The organism is Xanthomonas campestris pv. phormiicola (assembly GCA_025666215.1).
GTDB classification, from domain to species: Bacteria; Pseudomonadota; Gammaproteobacteria; order Xanthomonadales; family Xanthomonadaceae; genus Xanthomonas_A; species Xanthomonas_A campestris_A.
Map to the genome: position 1 here is coordinate 1,840,703 of CP102593.1, position 15,893 is coordinate 1,856,595.

Annotated in this window: 14 protein-coding genes and 1 pseudogene; 8 read left to right on the forward strand and 7 right to left on the reverse strand. The window is 68.7% G+C overall.

Features of this window, described 5'->3' with window-relative positions:
* Positions 1-117: 117 nt before the first annotated feature.
* Positions 118-2,187 carry a S9 family peptidase gene (locus tag NRY95_07555; protein ID UYC17798.1) on the forward strand — a complete coding sequence of 690 codons (2,070 nt, stop codon included), beginning with the start codon at positions 118-120 and terminating at the stop codon, positions 2,185-2,187.
* Between the two features lie 259 nt (positions 2,188-2,446).
* Complete coding sequence (locus tag NRY95_07560) at positions 2,447-3,676, forward strand: DUF819 family protein (GenBank protein ID UYC17799.1); 1,230 nt, start codon at positions 2,447-2,449, stop codon at positions 3,674-3,676.
* Between the two features lie 141 nt (positions 3,677-3,817).
* Here NRY95_07560 and NRY95_07565 read toward each other — a convergent pair whose 3' ends face one another.
* Positions 3,818-5,014, reverse strand: coding sequence for a DUF2974 domain-containing protein (locus NRY95_07565; protein UYC17800.1), 1,197 nt, complete (start codon positions 5,012-5,014; stop codon positions 3,818-3,820).
* A gap of 34 nt (positions 5,015-5,048) precedes the next feature.
* Positions 5,049-5,816, reverse strand: coding sequence for an ankyrin repeat domain-containing protein (locus tag NRY95_07570; protein ID UYC17801.1), 768 nt, complete (start codon positions 5,814-5,816; stop codon positions 5,049-5,051).
* A gap of 332 nt (positions 5,817-6,148) precedes the next feature.
* On the opposite strand from NRY95_07570, the gene NRY95_07575 reads away from it, so the two are divergent.
* The gene (locus tag NRY95_07575) at positions 6,149-6,835 is read left to right on the forward strand and encodes an HAD-IA family hydrolase (protein UYC17802.1); all 687 of its coding nucleotides are present in this window, start codon (positions 6,149-6,151) and stop codon (positions 6,833-6,835) included.
* Positions 6,836-7,340: 505 nt separating this feature from the next.
* Here the strand turns inward: NRY95_07575 and NRY95_07580 are convergent.
* Both NRY95_07580 and NRY95_07585 read right to left on the reverse strand, forming a co-directional pair.
* On the reverse strand, positions 7,341-7,565 hold the full coding sequence (locus NRY95_07580; GenBank protein UYC17803.1) for a YbdD/YjiX family protein: 225 nt from the start codon (positions 7,563-7,565) through the stop codon (positions 7,341-7,343).
* On the reverse strand, positions 7,565-9,637 hold the full coding sequence (locus tag NRY95_07585; protein UYC17804.1) for a carbon starvation protein A: 2,073 nt from the start codon (positions 9,635-9,637) through the stop codon (positions 7,565-7,567). The genes NRY95_07580 and NRY95_07585 overlap by 1 nt, the downstream gene beginning before the upstream one ends.
* A 493-nt stretch (positions 9,638-10,130) precedes the next feature.
* Between NRY95_07585 and NRY95_07590 the strand changes: the two genes are divergently transcribed.
* Positions 10,131-10,991: a pirin family protein gene (locus tag NRY95_07590; GenBank protein UYC17805.1), complete on the forward strand. Its 861-nt coding sequence runs from the start codon at positions 10,131-10,133 to the stop codon at positions 10,989-10,991.
* A 231-nt stretch (positions 10,992-11,222) separates the two neighbouring features.
* On the opposite strand, the pseudogene NRY95_07595 reads toward NRY95_07590, so the two are convergent.
* Both NRY95_07595 and NRY95_07600 read right to left on the reverse strand, forming a co-directional pair.
* A pseudogene (locus NRY95_07595) lies at positions 11,223-11,690 on the reverse strand (hypothetical protein).
* A gap of 276 nt (positions 11,691-11,966) precedes the next feature.
* Positions 11,967-12,836, reverse strand: a complete 870-nt coding sequence (locus NRY95_07600; protein UYC17806.1) for a pirin family protein — start codon at positions 12,834-12,836, stop codon at positions 11,967-11,969.
* On the opposite strand from NRY95_07600, the gene NRY95_07605 reads away from it, so the two are divergent.
* Both NRY95_07605 and NRY95_07610 read left to right on the forward strand, forming a co-directional pair.
* Positions 12,835-13,218 carry a hypothetical protein gene (locus tag NRY95_07605; GenBank protein ID UYC17807.1) on the forward strand — a complete coding sequence of 128 codons (384 nt, stop codon included), beginning with the start codon at positions 12,835-12,837 and terminating at the stop codon, positions 13,216-13,218. The two genes, NRY95_07600 and NRY95_07605, sit on opposite strands and share 2 nt — an antisense overlap.
* A 16-nt stretch (positions 13,219-13,234) precedes the next feature.
* Entirely contained in the window at positions 13,235-13,624 is a 390-nt protein-coding gene (locus NRY95_07610) for a hypothetical protein (protein UYC17808.1), read from the forward strand.
* Between the two features lie 139 nt (positions 13,625-13,763).
* On the opposite strand, the gene nfi is transcribed toward NRY95_07610, so the two are convergent.
* A complete protein-coding gene (gene nfi / locus NRY95_07615; protein UYC17809.1) occupies positions 13,764-14,480 on the reverse strand; it encodes a deoxyribonuclease V in 717 nt (238 codons plus the stop codon).
* Positions 14,481-14,832: 352 nt separating this feature from the next.
* Between nfi and gpmA the strand changes: the two genes are divergently transcribed.
* Together gpmA and NRY95_07625 are read left to right on the forward strand one after the other, a co-directional pair.
* Positions 14,833-15,582, forward strand: coding sequence for a 2,3-diphosphoglycerate-dependent phosphoglycerate mutase (gene gpmA / locus NRY95_07620; protein ID UYC17810.1), 750 nt, complete (start codon positions 14,833-14,835; stop codon positions 15,580-15,582).
* A 36-nt stretch (positions 15,583-15,618) separates the two neighbouring features.
* The gene (locus NRY95_07625) at positions 15,619-15,879 is read left to right on the forward strand and encodes an SHOCT domain-containing protein (GenBank protein ID UYC17811.1); all 261 of its coding nucleotides are present in this window, start codon (positions 15,619-15,621) and stop codon (positions 15,877-15,879) included.
* The last annotated feature ends 14 nt before the right edge of the window (positions 15,880-15,893 follow it).

Sequence of the window (15,893 nt, forward strand, 5' to 3'; positions counted from 1 at the left end):
AATCCCCAATCCCGAATCCCCAATCCCCAATCCCGGCCCCTCCATGACTTCATGCCTTTGCACCGCGCCCGCCCGCGCGCCTACCATCGACGTTTTGCCGTGTTCCGGAGACGCCCGATGACCTTGCGCTACGCCTTGCTGCCCCTGTGCCTGCTGACCGCGCTGCCTGCGCTGGCGGCGACCCGCGGTTTCGATGTCCGCGACATGGTGGCGCTGGACCGGGTGTCCTCGCCGTTGTTGACGCCCGACGGCGGCACGGTGATCTTCGCCAAGCGGCAGGTGGACAAGGCCAGCGACAAGGCCAGCACCGGACTGTGGCTGCGCAATCTGCGTACCCGCGATGCGGCGCCGCCGAAGCAACTGACCCCGAACGGCTGGAACGTCAATTCGCCGGAGCTGTCGGCCGACGGCAAGACCGTGTACTTCCTCAGCGCCAAGTCCGGCCGCCAGCAGCTGTACGCGCTGCCGCTGGCCGGCGGCGCGCCGCGCCAGCTCACCGACTTCGCGCTGGACGTGGACAGCTACCACGTCGCGCCGCAGGGCGACCGCGTCGCCTTCAGCGCCGGCGTGTTCCAGGACTGCGGCTCGGACCTGGGTTGCACGCAGAAGCGGCTGGACGCGAAGAAGAACGCCAAGGCCAGCGGCGTGGTGTTCGACCAGTTGTTCGTGCGCCACTGGGACACCTGGAACGATGGCCGCCGCAACAGCCTGTTCGTCGCGCCGCTGCCCGGCGACGCCAAGGCCAAGCCGGTGGTCGGCGCCTCGGCGATCAGCGTCACCCTGGCCGGCGACATTCCGTCCAAGCCGTTCGGCGGCAGCGAGGACTACACCTGGGCGCCGGACGGGCAGTCGCTGGTGGCCAGCGTGCGCGTGGCCGGGCGCGAGGAGCCGTGGTCGACCAACTTCGACCTGTACCGGCTGGACGCGGCGGGCAAGGCCGCGCCGGTCAACCTGACCGCGGCCAACCCGGCCTGGGACGCCGGCCCGGTGTTCTCCGCCGACGGCAAGACCCTGTACTACCGCGCGATGAAGCGTCCCGGTTTCGAGGCCGACCGCTTCGGCCTGATGGCGATGGACCTGGCCAGCGGCAAGACCCGCGAGATCGCGCCGCAGTGGGACCGCTCGGCCGGCGAGATCGTGCCCTCGGCCGACGGCGCCACCGTCTACACCACCGCCGACGACCTCGGCCAGCACCCGTTGTTCGCGGTGAATGTCGCCAGCGGCAAGGTCGCGACCGTGGTCGCCGACGGCCACGTCGGCGCGCCGACGCTCGCCGGCAGCACCCTGGCCTACACCCTCAACAGCCTCAAGAGCGGCGACCAGGTGTTCGTCGCCGCTGCCGACGGCCAGCATCCGCGCGCGATCACCGCCAGCGCCGGCGACCAGCTCCCGGACGTGGCCTTCGGCGACTACGAGCAGTTCCAGTTCAAGGGCTGGAACGACGAGACCGTGCACGGTTACGTGGTCAAGCCGTACAACTACCAGCCGGGCAAGACCTATCCGGTCGCGTTCCTGATCCACGGCGGCCCGCAGGGCAGCTTCGGCAACGGCTGGAGCAACCGCTGGAATCCGCAGACCTACGCGGGCCAGGGCTACGCCGTGGTGATGATCGATTTCCACGGCTCCACCGGCTACGGCCAGGCGTTCACCGACGCGATCAGCCAGCACTGGGGCGACCGCCCGCTGGAAGACCTGCAGAAGGGCTGGGCCGCGGCACAGCAGCAGTACAAGTTCCTCGATGGCGACAAGGCCTGCGCGCTCGGCGCCAGCTACGGCGGCTACATGGTGTACTGGATGGCCGGCAACTGGAACCAGCCGTGGAAGTGCCTGGTCGACCACGACGGCGTGTTCGACAACCGCATGATGGGCTACGCCACCGAGGAACTGTGGTTCAGCGAGTGGGAGAACGGCGGCACGCCGTGGCAGAACCCGGCCGGCTACGAGAAGTTCAACCCGGTGCTGCACGTGGACAAGTGGAAGGTGCCGATGCTGGTGATCCACGGCCAGCAGGATTTCCGCATCCCGGTGGAGCAGGGCCTGGCCGCGTTCAGCGCGCTGCAGCGCAAGGGCATCGCCTCCAAGTTCCTGTACTTCCCGGACGAGAACCACTGGGTGTTGAAGCCGCAGAACAGCATCCTGTGGCACGACACGGTCAATGGGTGGTTGAAGCAGCATATCGGGCAGTGAGGCCGGGATTGGGGATTCGGGACTCGGGACTCGGGACTCGGGACTCGGGACTCGGGACTCGGGACTCGGGACTCGGGACTCGGGACTCGGGACTCGGGACTCGGGACTCGGGACTCGGGACTCGGGACTCGGGACGGGTCTCACTCGTGAGTGAGTCACTCCGTCCGTTGTGTCGATCGACGGCGCGGTGCTCGAGTCCGCACCATCCGGCTTTGCTTTTACGAGTCCCGAGTCCCCCGTCCCGAGTCCCGACTCCCCAATGATCCACAACGACATCGTCATCTTCGGCCTGATCGCCGCCACGCTCGGCGCGGTGTTCTGGACCGCGGCGCGGCCGCGCGGGTTCTGGAAGCGCTTCTATGGCGTGGTGCCGGCGCTGCTGCTGTGCTACCTGATTCCCGGCATCTACAACACCGTCGGCCTGATCGACGGGCAGCACAACCGCCTCTACGACCCGGTCGCGCGCGACGTGCTGCTGCCGGCGGCGCTGGTGCTGCTGACCCTCACCATCGACCTGAAGGGCATCCTGCGCCTGGGCCCGAAGCTGGTGGCGATGTACCTGGGTGCCTCCTTCAGCATCATGCTCGGCGCGGTGGTCGCGTTCCAGCTGATGAAGTGGCTGCACCCGGCCACGGTGGCCGGCGATACCTGGGCCGGCATGGCCGCGCTGGCCGGCAGCTGGATCGGCGGCGGCGCCAACATGCTGGCGATGCGCGAGGTGTTCGACGTCGATGCCACCACCTTCGGCCAGTTCGCGGTGGTCGATGTCGGCGTCGGCTACGTGTGGATGGCGCTGCTGATCTTCCTTGCCCCGCGCGCGGCGGCGATCGACGCACGCAGCGGCGCCGACACCAGCGGCATCGACGATCTCAAGCAGCGCATCGCGCAGTTCCAGGCCCAGCACGAGCGCGTCGCCAGCCTGACCGACCTGATGCTGATCGTCGGCCTCGCCTTCGGCGCGGTCGGCCTGGCGCATGCGATCGCGGCGCCGACCGCGGCGTGGTTCGACGCCCACGTCGGCTGGGCCAGGCAGTTCAGCCTCGGCTCGCCGTTCGTGTGGGTGGTGGTGCTGTCCACCACCCTCGGCCTGCTGCTGAGTTTCACCCGCGCACGCACCCTGGAAGGCGCCGGCGCCTCGCGCATCGGCTCGCTGCTGCTGTATTTCCTGATCGCCTGCATCGGCATGCAGATGGACCTGCTGGCGCTGTTCGACCGCCCGTGGATCTTCCTGCTCGGGCTGATCTGGCTGTGCGTGCACGTCGTGCTGCTGCTGGCGCTGGGCAAGCTGCTGCGGGTGCCGTTCTTCTATTTCGCGATCGGCTCGCAGAGCAACGTCGGCGGCCCGGCCTCGGCGCCGGTGGTGGCGGCCGCGTTCCATCCGGCGCTGGCGCCGGTCGGCGTGCTGCTGGGCACGATGGGCTACGCCACCGGCACCTACCTGGCGTATCTGGTCGGGATCACCTTGCGCGCGATGGCGGGCGCGGGCTGAACACAGGCTCAGCGATGTGCCTGAAGAAGAATGTGGGAGCGACTGAAGTCGCTCCCACAGCGAGCACCCTGGTCTGGGGAAGTGGAATCGGCATGGACGCGAAGGGCGCAGGCTGGCCGGCCTGCGCCATGACCGAGGCGCCTACGGCTGCAGCGCCACGCGCCGCTGCTGCTCTTCCTGCTGCGGCAGGGTCGCCTGCAGGTTCTGCTGCTGCAACTGGCCGACGTTGGCCTGCGCCGGTTCGTTGGCCGCCGCCGCGGTCTGCACCTGGCTGCGCAGGTGCGCCGGGTCGTCGGCGCGGCCCTGCACCGCGAACAGGCGGTCGCCGTCGCGGCTGGGGACCAGTTGGTCGATCCGTTTCAGGCCATCGTGGCCGGCCTGCGCGGCGACGCTGGCGGCGGTGTTGAGGAACGCCGCATCGTCGCGCAAACCCAGACGCTCGCGCTGCCCGTCCAACTGCACCACCGCATCGTTGAACAGGCGGCTGCCGGTGGACATGCTGCGTTCCTGGGGCTGCGCGTGGCTCTGCGCGTCCAGTTCCTGCGCCTTGATCACCGAGTCGATGCCGTGCAGGTCCAGCCGATGCTTGAGCATCATCCCCGGCACCAGGCGCTGGCCGAACGACAGCGGATCCGGGTCCGGCAACTGGATCTGGTGGCCGGCGGCGTCGGGCATCGCCCATTTCAGCGGGATGCTGTCTTCCTGCAGGTGGGTCAGCAGTTCGTTCTTGACGTGGTAGCCGCGGATCAATCCATCGGCGGCGTAGTCCTTGGCCGCGGACGCGTCCAGGCCTTCGCGCTCCAGGGTGCGGTCGTTGACCCCGGCGGCGTTGTAGGTGACCGCCGGCACGTCGTTGACCATCGCCGAGGCCGCGGCCAAACCGCCGCCGAGCGAATGCCCGGAGATCATCAGGTCCTGGCCGAACGCCTGCCTGGCCTGGCTGCCGAGCTGGATCGCCGAGGCGTACTGCGCGTCGGCGAAGCCCAGGCCCTGGCCGATGTTGTGCTTCCAGTCCTTGCCTTCGTCGGTGCCGCAGAACGCCAGCACCACGTTGCCCTGGTCGTTGCGGTAGAACGCGGCATCGAAGCCGCTCTTGGCATCGTGCAGCATGCCCGGATCGATGCCGGCGCGCTGCACCGCGCCGTCGTCCAGGCGGGTCCAGCCGTCGGGCAGCGCAGCGAAGCTTTCCGCGCCGCCGGCGCGGCGCTGGGCGGCGGTGGTGTACAGATCCTGCAGCAGGGCAGGAAGTTGCGTGTCCACCGGCTGCGGCTGCTGGCCGCGCACGGCCTCGGCGAACGGGGCGGACGCGGCGCTATCGGAAAGGTCGTTCTGGCTCATGCGCGGTTCCTTGCGAGTGTTGCGAACAGCCGCCTCAGCGGGTCGCTTCCAGGGGGATGTCGTGGGCGCTCAACCAGTCGCGTACCGCGGCGCGGGTCTGCTGCGCGGCGCTGTTGAGCAGGCGCTCAGGCGTGGTGAAGAAATACGCCTGGAAGGTCTTCTGTTGCGCATTGCGCAGGCCCGGATCGACCCCGGCCTGCAGCAGTTTCAGCACCCACGGGTTGCCGGCGCTGCTCTGCGCGGCCAGGTGCAGCAGCGAATTGCCGCTGGCATCGACCCGGTGCGGATCGGCGCCGGCCTGCAGCAGCAGCTGGATCTGCGCGTCGCGCTTGCTCTGCAACGCGCGGAACAGCGGCGTCCAGTTGCCGCGCGCGCTGACCGGATCCACCGGCGCGCCATGCTGCAGCAGGATCTTCAGGTAGTGCGGGTCCTTGGCCATCGCGGCCATGTGCACCACGGTTTCCTGGTCCATGCCCGGTTCGGCCGGATTCGCGCCAGCGTCCAGCAAGGCACTGAGCGCGCGCGGCTGTTCGTTCCAGATCGCGTATTCGAGCAGGGTGACGTTCTGGTCGCCGTGCGCGGACAGATCCACGCCGGGCGCCAGTGCGGCGATGCGCGCCGCGTCGCCGCGCGCGACGGCGGCGGCGATGTCGGCGAGGTGGGGATCGCGGAACGCGACCGAGTGATCCTGCAGCGTGGCTGACATGGCAGAGTGCTCCTTGGCGCCGGGCGGGGCGGCGCATGAGACCGAGATGGACATCGAGGTCGCAAGCGCGATCAGGACGGGGAACTGCTTGCGCATGGAGGGCTCCTTTTCCTGTTCGCGTTCCTGTTGCCGGTGGCGACGATCCTTGCCACCTTGGCCGATGCTAGCAGCTGCCTGGCGATGTTTCGGTAAGGTTTTGTGACCGCGCAGGCAGAACGGGTGCGCGGTTGGGCACCGGAGGGCGCCGCTTAACTCGAACCTAATGTTTGCGCCGGGGGGCGCCTCGGCGGCCTGCTTGCGCAAGGCGCCACACGTGCGCTGTTGCCTGGCACGAGCCCATGCCCGCCACGGCTGGCGCGTGCGCGTGCGCGCGCAGGCGGCGTACATGCGCAGCTGGGCATAATGCGGGTTTCGCCGAGGAGCCTGCGATGACGGCCACACCCTTCGACCTGTTGATCAGCGACTGCGACGGGGTGCTCGTCGACAGCGAAGTGCTGGCCGACCGGGTCATGTTCGATGCGCTGGGCGCCTATGTGCCGCGAGCCGAGCTGGAGGCCTACCTTGCCGGCAGCTTCGGCCAGACCGCGCACGAGATCGTGGAGCGGGTGCAACGGCATTTCGCGGTGACCCTGCCGGCGGGCCTGTTCGAGGAAATCCGGCAGCGTTCGGAAGCGTTGATCGCCGCCGAAGTGCAGCCGATCGACGGCGTGCGCGAGGCCTTGCTGGCGCTGCCGCTGCCGCTGGCGGTCGCCTCCAACAGCCAGCGTCACAGCGTGGTGGCGTCGGTGGCGCGTGCCGGGCTGAGCGAGCGGGTGAACGGCAACCTCTTCAGCGCCGACATGGTGGCGCGGCCGAAGCCGGCGCCGGACGTCTACCTGCTGGCCGCGCGCACCCTGGGCGTGGCGCCGCCGCGCTGCCTGGTGATCGAGGACAGCGCCACCGGCGCCAGCGCGGCGCTGGCCGCGGGCATGACCGTGATCGGGTTCACCGGCGCGGCGCATATCCCGCCGGGGCATGCCGAAACGCTGCGTCACCTCGGCGTGGCGGCGGTGATGGAGCACATGCGGCAGTTGCCGCAGGTCTACGCCGAACTGGTGCGCGCGGCGGCGGCGTAGCTTCGAGCAGGAAGCAGTCGGGACTGCAGTCCCTCCCACAGTGCACCCAGCCAGCTGGCCGCAGGTCCTTGTGGGAGCGACTTCAGGGCACCTCTAATAACCCCAAAAAACTCGACTAAAACGCTCGCAAGTCATTGATGCGCATAGTGCGAAATTTTTGGAATCGAGGTTATTAGAGGTGCCCTTCAGTCGCGACGAACGTGCTGCCGGGTGGTGACGACATGCCCTGGCTGCGCCGCTCGCCGGCGTTTCGCCGTGGAGCGTGGTGGATGGCGAGAGTGGCCGCGGACCGCTTCTCCTCATTCGTAGTGCGCCGCTGCTCCGTGCTGCCTGTCGCGACTGAAGTCGACTCCTGCCTGCGTAGCGGTGCGTGTTCAACGTAAGTGGTAGCGCATGTTCACGCACCGAAGCGGCATCGCGTGCGTCCGAAGCCGCGATGCCCGCAGACACCGGACTCCCGCTGTCACCAATCCCGAATCTCGAATCACAAATCCCGGCATCTCACTCAACAGCACCGAAACCCGCTCTTGCCGCCATAGCGCGCTTCCTGGCGCTCGCGGAAGAAGGTCTTGTAGTCCATCGGTTGCCGGTCGGGATGTTTCTCCAGCACGTGCCGCACGTAGTTGTCGTAGTCGGGAATGCCGCAGCACAGCCGCGCGGTCTGCACCAGGCGCCGCCACAGCCGGCGGTGCGCCTGGTACTGCCCGACCGGAACCAGGTCGTTGCGCATCACAGGTCCGCCATCTGGTGCGGCTGCAGCGCCACGTACGCGGTTTCCTTGTCGCTGCGCTGCGGGTCGCGGCGCGCGGCGAGGATGGTCCTGACCGCGTAGATCAGGATCGAGAACACCACGAACAGGAACAGCGCGGTCAGCCCGGTGTTGACGTAGGCGTTGGTGACGATCTGCTGCATCTGCGCCACCGTCTTGGCCGGCGCGGTGACGGTGCCGCTGGCGATCGCGTCCTGGAACTTGTGCGCCTGCGCCAGGAAGCCCTGCGCCGGGTTGGGGTCGAAGATCTTGATCAGCCCGGCGTAGGTGGTGCAGATCAGCAGCCACAGCGCCGGCACGAGGGTGACCCAGGCGTAGCGGTCGCGCTTCATCTTGAACAGCACCACCGTGCCCAGCATCAGCGCGATGCCGGCGAGCATCTGGTTGGAGATGCCGAACAGCGGCCACAGCGTGCGGATGCCGCCGTACGGATCCTTGACCCCGGTATAGAGCAGGTAACCCCACAGCGCCACGCAGCCGCCGGTGGCGACGATGTTGGCGCCCCACGATTCGGTCCGCTTCAGCGCCGGCACGAAGTTGCCGAGCAGGTCCTGCAGCATGAAGCGCCCGGCGCGGGTGCCGGCATCGACCGCGGTGAGGATGAACAGCGCCTCGAACAGGATCGCGAAGTGGTACCAGAACGCCATCATGTCCTCGCCCGGCAACAGCTGGTGCAGGATCTGCGCGATGCCCACCGCCAGGGTCGGCGCGCCGCCGGCGCGGGCCAGGATGGTGGTCTCGCCGATGTCGCGGGCGGTGGCTTCGAGCACGTCGGGGGTGATGGCGAAGCCCCATTCGCTGACCTTGGCCGCGACCGCGACGATATCGCTGCCCACCATCGAGGCCGGCGCGTTCATCGCGAAATACACGCCCGGCTCGATGATCGAGGCGGCGACCAGCGCCATCACCGCGACGAACGATTCCATCAGCATGCCGCCGTAGCCGATGTAGCGCATGTGGCCTTCGCTGGCGAGCAGCTTGGGGGTGGTGCCGGAGGCGATCAGCGCATGGAAGCCGGACACCGCGCCGCAGGCGATGGTGATGAACAGGAACGGGAAGATGCCGCCGGTCCACACCGGGCCCATGCCGTTGTGCGCGTACTGGGTCAGCGCCGGCATCTTCAGGTCGGGCATGACCACCAGGATGCCGATGGCCAGGGCGATGATGGTGCCGATCTTGAGGAAGGTGGACAGGTAGTCGCGCGGCGCCAGCAGCAGCCACACCGGCAGCACCGAGGCGACGAAGCCGTAGCCGATCAGCATCCAGGTGATCTGCACGTCGGTGAAGGTGAAGGCCGGGCCCCAGGTCGGATCGGCGGCGACCTTGCCGCCGAACCAGATCGCGGCCAGCAGCAGGATCAGCCCCACCACCGAGATCTCGCCGATCTTGCCGGGGCGGATGTAGCGCATGTACACGCCCATCATGATCGCGATCGGCATCGTCGCGATCACCGTGAACATGCCCCACGGACTCTCCGCCAGCGCCTTGACCACCACCATCGCCAGCACCGCCAGGATGATGATCATGATCAGGAACGCGCCGAACAGGGCGATGGTGCCGGGCACCTGGCCCATCTCCTCGCGCACCAGGTCGCCGAGCGAGCGGCCGTTGCGGCGGCTGGACAGGAACAGCACCACGAAGTCCTGCACCGCGCCGGCGAACACCACGCCGACCACCAGCCACAGCAGCCCGGGCAGGTAGCCCATCTGCGCGGCGAGCACCGGGCCGACCAGCGGCCCGGCGCCGGCGATGGCGGCGAAGTGGTGGCCGAACAGCACGTGCTTGTTGGTCGGCACGTAGTCCAGGCCGTCGTTGTTGAGCACCGCCGGGGTGGCCCGGGTCGGGTCCAGCTGCATCACCTTGGTGGCGATGAACAGGCTGTAGAAGCGATAGGCGATCAGGTAGATCGAGACCGCGGCGACCACGATCCACAGCGCGTTGATGTGTTCGCCGCGGCGCAGGGCGATGGTGCCCAGGCAGAACGCCGCCAGCACCGCGAGCGCGGCCCAGGCCAGTTTGGAAAACCCTTTCATGCAGATCGCTCCCCCACAAGATTCCCGCAAGGGTCGCCCCGATGGCCTGGGGGGGTCAATGCCGGGACAGGCGATGGCCCTAGTACTTTGGTCGTAGTCGGCGCCGTATTCGACGATCGCGCGGGGCGCGGGGACGCATGCCAGGCCGTGGCGATGGGGAAGGCGGTGGGTCGAGACGGACTTTGCCTGATCGCTAGGCATCGCGCGGAGCATCGGGTGCAAGAGTGCGGCTGCGGGATCGGCGTGCTTGGCTGCAGTCGGGACTGAAGTCCCTCCCACAAGAGCGGTTATGGCCGGCACGCGCACCGACATCGGCACCCGCATCGCGCCGGAACGCGCCAGAACGCGCCACGCCGACACTCCCGGCGCAGTCGGTGCACCAGGCGCGAGGCTGGCCGGCGCCCCTGCGATGGAACGATGGGTTGCGCCGATCGCGATTGGCCGTCGCCGCGGGCACACCCATGTTGGGGGCTTCACCAGGAGAGCGCCCGCCATGACCGACACCACGACCGCCGTCCCCGCGCACATCGCGCGCACGATCCGTGGCCGCGCCACCGCCGACGGCGACGGGGTCAGGCTGACCCGCGTCATCGGCGGCGGCGAACTGCCCGAGCTGGACCCGTTCCTGCTGCTCGACGAATTCGGCACCGACCGCGCCGAGGACTACATCGGCGGTTTTCCCAGCCATCCGCACCGCGGCTTCGAGACCGTCACCTACATGCTCGACGGGCGCATGCGGCACAAGGACAACCACGGCAACGAAGGCCTGCTGACCCCGGGCAGCGTGCAGTGGATGACCGCCGGCCGCGGCCTGGTGCATTCGGAGATGCCGGAGCAGGAGTCCGGGCGCATGCGCGGCTTCCAGCTGTGGGTGAACCTGCCGGCGCGCGACAAGATGACCGCGCCGCGCTACCAGGAGTTCGCGCCCGAGCGCATCCCGCTGGCGCAGCCGGCGCCGGGAGTGACGGTCAAGGTGATCGCCGGCCAGCTCGGCGACGTGCACGGGCCGATCGCGCAGCCGGCCACCGATCCGCTGTATCTGGACATCGCGCTCGCTGCCGGCGCGCGCTGGGACTACCTGTTGCCGGCCGGGCACACTGCATTCGCCTACGCCTACGAGGGCGCCGCGACGCTGGGCGAGGGCGAGACCGCGCGCGAGCTGCCGGCGCAGACCCTGGCCGTGCTCGGCGGCGGCGACCTGCTGCAGCTGCGGGCGGGAGCGGCGGGCGCGCGGCTGATCCTGGTCGCCGGCCGGCCGCTGCGCGAGCCGGTGGCGCGGCACGGGCCGTTCGTGATGAACACGCGCGAAGAGCTGATGCAGGCCTTCGTGGATTTCCAGGAGGGGCGGTTCTAGCGTTTTTCTGAGCTGTGGCGGGCAGCACAATGTGGGAGCGACTTCAGTCGCGACGGGCCTTCCCGGTAAAGCCCGTTGCGACTGAAGGGCACCTCTAATAACCTCGATTCCAAAAATTCCGCGCTATGCGCATCAATGACTTGCGAGTGCTTTGGTCGAGTTTTTGGGGTTATTAGAGGTGCCCTGAAGTCGCTCCCACAAGGTCCGTGCGCTGAAAGCCCGCCAGCCACAGCGATCCAGCGCCACGCTGGTCGGACGCATGTCCAGGCCCTGCACCAGCGACTGCAGCGATTGCAGTTCCTGCACGTCGCCGGCGTCGATCCAGACCTGCGCGTAGTGGTCCTTGCTCAGCTCGACCACGGTGACCCGGCGCGAGGCCAGGCCCGGCGCATCGACCCCGCCCAGATCCGGCCGGTACCAGTGCACGCTTTCGCCGGCGATGCTGCCTTTCTCTTCGCGCAGGTTGCGCGCCAGCGGGATGTTCGGATCGCGCGAGGTCAGCATCATGCCCAGCACCTGGCGGCCGTCGGCGGTCGTTGCCCGGCACACGATGAAGCCCTTGTCGCTGCGCTCGTTCCATTGCAGGTTGGCCTGCGGCGGCAGTTGCGGGCAGTTCTGCGCCTGCTGCGCCATGGCGGTGGCCGCCGCCAGCACGGCAGGCAGGACCGACAGGCCGGTGAGCCAGTGTGCAACCCTCATTCGCGATGTCCCCATGTACCGCCGCACTGCGACGGCATCGATCTTCAGCGCACGCCGACGCAGGCCGGCACGGCACGTCACCCTCGGTCCATTGCGGGATTCGCGTGCAGTGCATACCCCTACGCAATGCGTGTCCCGGTGTGCGGCTGCAACTCCCGCCGCCGTCCGAACCATAGCCCAGCGGGCGGCGCTTGACAATTGGAATGCGGATCGAAGCGCGGCCGGGCCGGCGGCGCCTCGCCGCCAGGCCACGGACGGCCGCGTCGCCGGCCGGCCTTACTTGCCCGGCTCGGGCAGCGGGATGAATTCCTGGTCGTCGCCGGGAATCAGCCCGAAGCGGCCGTCGCGCCAGTCCTGCTTGGCCTGCTCGATGCGCTCGGTGGAGCTGGACACGAAGTTCCACCACAGGTGGCGCGGCCCGTCCAGCGGCTCGCCGCCCATCAGCATCGCCTTCAGCGGGGTCTTGGCGCGCAGGCGGCCGCGCGCGCCGGGTTCGGGCAACACCAGGTAGCGCGCGGGGATGTCCACGCCGTCCAGCTGCGCCTCGCCTTCCAGCACGTACAGCGAGCGCTGCACGTGGCCGGTGTCCAGGTCGATCTCCGCATCCGCGTCCAGGTCCAGCGCCACGTTCAGCGTGTCGGCGAACACCTTGACCGGCGATTCCTCGCCGTAGGCGCGGCCGGCGATCACCCGCAGCCACACCCCGTCGCGGCGCTGCTGCGGCAGGCTGGCGGCGGCGTGGTGGTAGAACGCCGGCGCGGTTTCCTCGGCCGATTTCGGCAGCGCCACCCAGGTCTGCATGCCGTGCAGCGGATGCGGCTGCGCGCGCAGCGAGGAAGGCGTGCGTTCGGAATGGGCGATGCCGCGGCCGGCGGTCATCCAGTTGACGTCGCCGGCGCGGATCACCTGGTCCGAGCCGAGCGTGTCGCGGTGGCCGATCTCGCCGGACCACAGGAAGGTCACCGTGGCCAGGCCGATGTGCGGATGCGGGCGCACGTCCACGCCGCGGCCGGGTTCGAAGAGCGCCGGGCCCATGTGGTCGATGAACACGAACGGGCCGACGCTGCGCGCCTGCAGGCTGGGCACCGCGCGGCGCACTTCGAAGCCGCCGATGTCGTGGACGCGGGGAGCGATCAGGGTGGGCATGCGCAGCCTCGTGGACATGGAGAACGAATGCGCAAGCATCGCATGCGCGGCCGTCGAGGCGACGGCATCGCGGCAAGACGGACTGTCCCGGGCGATGGCGTCCTGGTGGGCCTGCATTGCAGGGGAGGCGATGCCGCGCACGCCGGCGGCGCGCGCCTGCGCGGTGCCGCGGTGGCTGCGACGCGCAAACCGTATGCATTGCGGGAATGCCTGGCGAGCAGAATCGCATAGTGCAAAAACGCGCGCTCTTTTTGTCTGCAATTTTGTCACTTTGGATGAAATCGTTGGCCGCGAATGGGAATACTTGAGCGCTGCGGCACGGCTGGCGCCGGCCGTGCCGCAGCGTCGCGGCGCGTTCGCTGCATCCATTCCCCCCTTTTGAAGCGGAGAGCATTCCGATGAACCGTTGGTGCAAAAAACCTGGCAATACCGTCAAATTCCTGCTGCCGATCCTGATGTCGCTGGCATCGCTCGCTGCCACGTCGGCATACGCACAAGGTGTTCCGCTGATGAACGTGCCCACCCTTGTCATCAACGACTGGAATGCCAGAGCGCTGCTGGTGTCGGGCGGGCAAGGCAGTGGATGTTATGCCTTCAACAACGCCAAGCGGATCCCGGGTCCGACGCTGCGCACGTATACGCGCTATCAGGTGATCGCCATGGCGTCGGCCAACTGCGCCGAGGGAACCGGCCTGCCCGGCGCCAACTTTATGTTCTTTCCGCGTCCACGTCCGAAGGGCATGTTCATCCGGATCTACCCCAACGGTATCCAGATCGGCAATCTGTAAGCCATCGCCGAAGCATGCGGCTGGCCATGCGCCACTTCGCCGCCGCCGGTGCGCCGCATGGCGGATCGGCACCCGCGTTGCCGCGTCCACCGCAGCCTGTACGCTGCGATGGACGCTTCCATGCAGGACGCGGCCGACATCAGAACAAGCGATCGCCAGCGCCGCTCGGCACCGCCACCTCGCCGCGGCGCGAGGCCAGCCGGTCGGCCAGGCGGGTCGGTTCGGGCAGCCGGTAGCCGCGCAGGCAGCGCTGGGTCCAGTGCAGCGCGCTGTCCACCGCGACGCGGTGGCCGGGCGAGACGATCAACGGATTGCAGCGCGGCTTGCTGCGCAGCGCCCAGCCGATGGTCTCGCCGCGGTGCACGATGGGGCTGCGGTCGCCGGCCTGCGGCCCGGGTTCCTCGAAGCGTCCGGCCAGCAGGCTTTTCGCCACGCCGATGCTGGGCAGGCCGGTGACCACGCCGAAGTGCGCGGCGATGCCGAGCCGGCGTGGATGGGCGATGCCCTGGCCGTCGACGAACACCAGGTCCGGACGCTGCCGCAGCAGGGCCAGCGCGGCCAGCAGCGCCGGCAGTTCGCGAAAGCTCAGCAGTCCCGGCACGTAGGGCATCGAGGTCGGCACACGGGCGATTTCGGCCTGCTGCGGTTGCAGCGTGTCGGCGTCGAGCAGCACCGCGGCGGCGCGGGTGATGCGGCCTTCGTCCTCGAAGCCGACGTCGAACCCGGCTAGCCAGCGCGGCGGGTCCGGCACTTCGTCGTGCAGCCGCACCTGCTTGGCCAGCGTGGCCTGCAACGCCCGCGCCTGCACGATGCTGCCGTCCCAGTCGCCGAAGACCTTGTGCGAAGAAGTATCCATTTGCGAATGATCGCGCCGCATTCGTGGCCGTGGCGTGGAGGAGCTGGGAATGGGGAAACGGGAATGGGGAATCGTCGAGGCATGCTCCTGATCGATGTCTGGCGACGAGAGGTCGCGGTCTCGACGAGAGGGGGACGGTCGTCAGCGCCGATCCGCTTGCGTTCCGGCGTAGCGCGGTCCGGCGCGCCCTTGTAGGAGCTGCTCCAGCCGCGACAGATCGCCAGACGGCAAGGCGCGCTGGAACGCCAAGCCGTTTCCCATTCCCCATTCCCATTTCCCCATTCCCAGCCGTCACATCCCGCTACAATCCAGGGCCGCACGACCCACGCATCCCCCAACGGAGACCGTCGCAGTGACCCGCAAACTCGTACTGTTGCGCCATGGCCAGAGCCAGTGGAACCTGGATAACCGCTTCACCGGCTGGGTGGACGTGGATCTCACCGAGCAAGGCCGCCAGGAAGCCGCCGCCGCCGGTCGCCTGCTGCGCGAGGAGGGGCTGCAGTTCGACGTGGCGCACACCTCGGTGCTCAAGCGCGCCATCCACACCCTGCAGGGCGCGCTGAAGGAACTGGACCAGGACTGGCTGCCGGTGCACAAGAGCTGGCGCCTCAACGAACGCCACTACGGCGGCCTGCAGGGCCTGGACAAGGCCGAGACCGCGGCCAGGCACGGCGAGGAGCAGGTCAAGATCTGGCGCCGTTCCTACGACATCCCGCCGCCGCCGATGGAGGCCGACGATCCGGGCCATCCGCTGCACGACCGCCGCTACGCCACGCTCGACCGCAACGCGTTGCCGGCCACCGAGTCGCTGGCGACCACGCTCGAGCGCGTGCTGCCGTACTGGCACGACGCGATCGCGCCGCAGCTGAAGGCCGGACAGACCGTGCTGGTCACCGCGCACGGCAACTCGTTGCGCGCGCTGTATAAGTATTTGAACGGCGTCTCGCGCGAAGAAATCCTGGAACTCAACATCCCCACCGGCATTCCGTTGCTGTTCGAGCTGGACGACGAGTTGAAGGTGCAGTCCTACCGCTATCTCGGCGATCCGGAAGCGGCGAAGAAGGCGGCCGAGGCGGTGGCCAACCAGGGCAAGGCGAAGTAATAAGCAGGCGCTAGGTGCCGCATCAAGGAGGATGGGATGTTCGATTTCAGTATCTGGCACTTCGTGATCATGTTGGTCCTGCTGGCGCTGCCGGTGCTGGTGTTCGTGGCCGTGTGGCTGGCGATGCGCGCCGACCGGCGTGCGCAAGCGTCGCGTCGCGCCGCTGCGCCGCCACCGCTGCCGCCTGCGGCATCGGTAGAGATGCGGCTGCGCGCGCTCGAGGCGTTGCGCGCGCAGGGCCTGGTCGACCAGGCGGAATACGAGCGCCGGCGCCAGCAGATCCTCGCCGATCTGTGAGCGCGCGGCGCGGC

Coding starts and splice junctions, on each gene's coding strand:
- NRY95_07580 (UYC17803.1), bottom strand. CDS start 7,565: ATGCGCAACGACCTGGTTCCGGTCGGGCAGTACCAGGCGCACCGCCGG.
- NRY95_07605 (UYC17807.1), top strand. CDS start 12,835: ATGCGCAGCCTCGTGGACATGGAGAACGAATGCGCAAGCATCGCATGC.
- NRY95_07570 (UYC17801.1), bottom strand. CDS start 5,816: ATGCGCAAGCAGTTCCCCGTCCTGATCGCGCTTGCGACCTCGATGTCC.
- NRY95_07560 (UYC17799.1), top strand. CDS start 2,447: ATGATCCACAACGACATCGTCATCTTCGGCCTGATCGCCGCCACGCTC.
- NRY95_07575 (UYC17802.1), top strand. CDS start 6,149: ATGACGGCCACACCCTTCGACCTGTTGATCAGCGACTGCGACGGGGTG.
- NRY95_07625 (UYC17811.1), top strand. CDS start 15,619: ATGTTCGATTTCAGTATCTGGCACTTCGTGATCATGTTGGTCCTGCTG.
- NRY95_07565 (UYC17800.1), bottom strand. CDS start 5,014: ATGAGCCAGAACGACCTTTCCGATAGCGCCGCGTCCGCCCCGTTCGCC.
- nfi (UYC17809.1), bottom strand. CDS start 14,480: ATGGATACTTCTTCGCACAAGGTCTTCGGCGACTGGGACGGCAGCATC.
- NRY95_07585 (UYC17804.1), bottom strand. CDS start 9,637: ATGAAAGGGTTTTCCAAACTGGCCTGGGCCGCGCTCGCGGTGCTGGCG.
- NRY95_07590 (UYC17805.1), top strand. CDS start 10,131: ATGACCGACACCACGACCGCCGTCCCCGCGCACATCGCGCGCACGATC.
- NRY95_07610 (UYC17808.1), top strand. CDS start 13,235: ATGAACCGTTGGTGCAAAAAACCTGGCAATACCGTCAAATTCCTGCTG.
- NRY95_07555 (UYC17798.1), top strand. CDS start 118: ATGACCTTGCGCTACGCCTTGCTGCCCCTGTGCCTGCTGACCGCGCTG.
- NRY95_07600 (UYC17806.1), bottom strand. CDS start 12,836: ATGCCCACCCTGATCGCTCCCCGCGTCCACGACATCGGCGGCTTCGAA.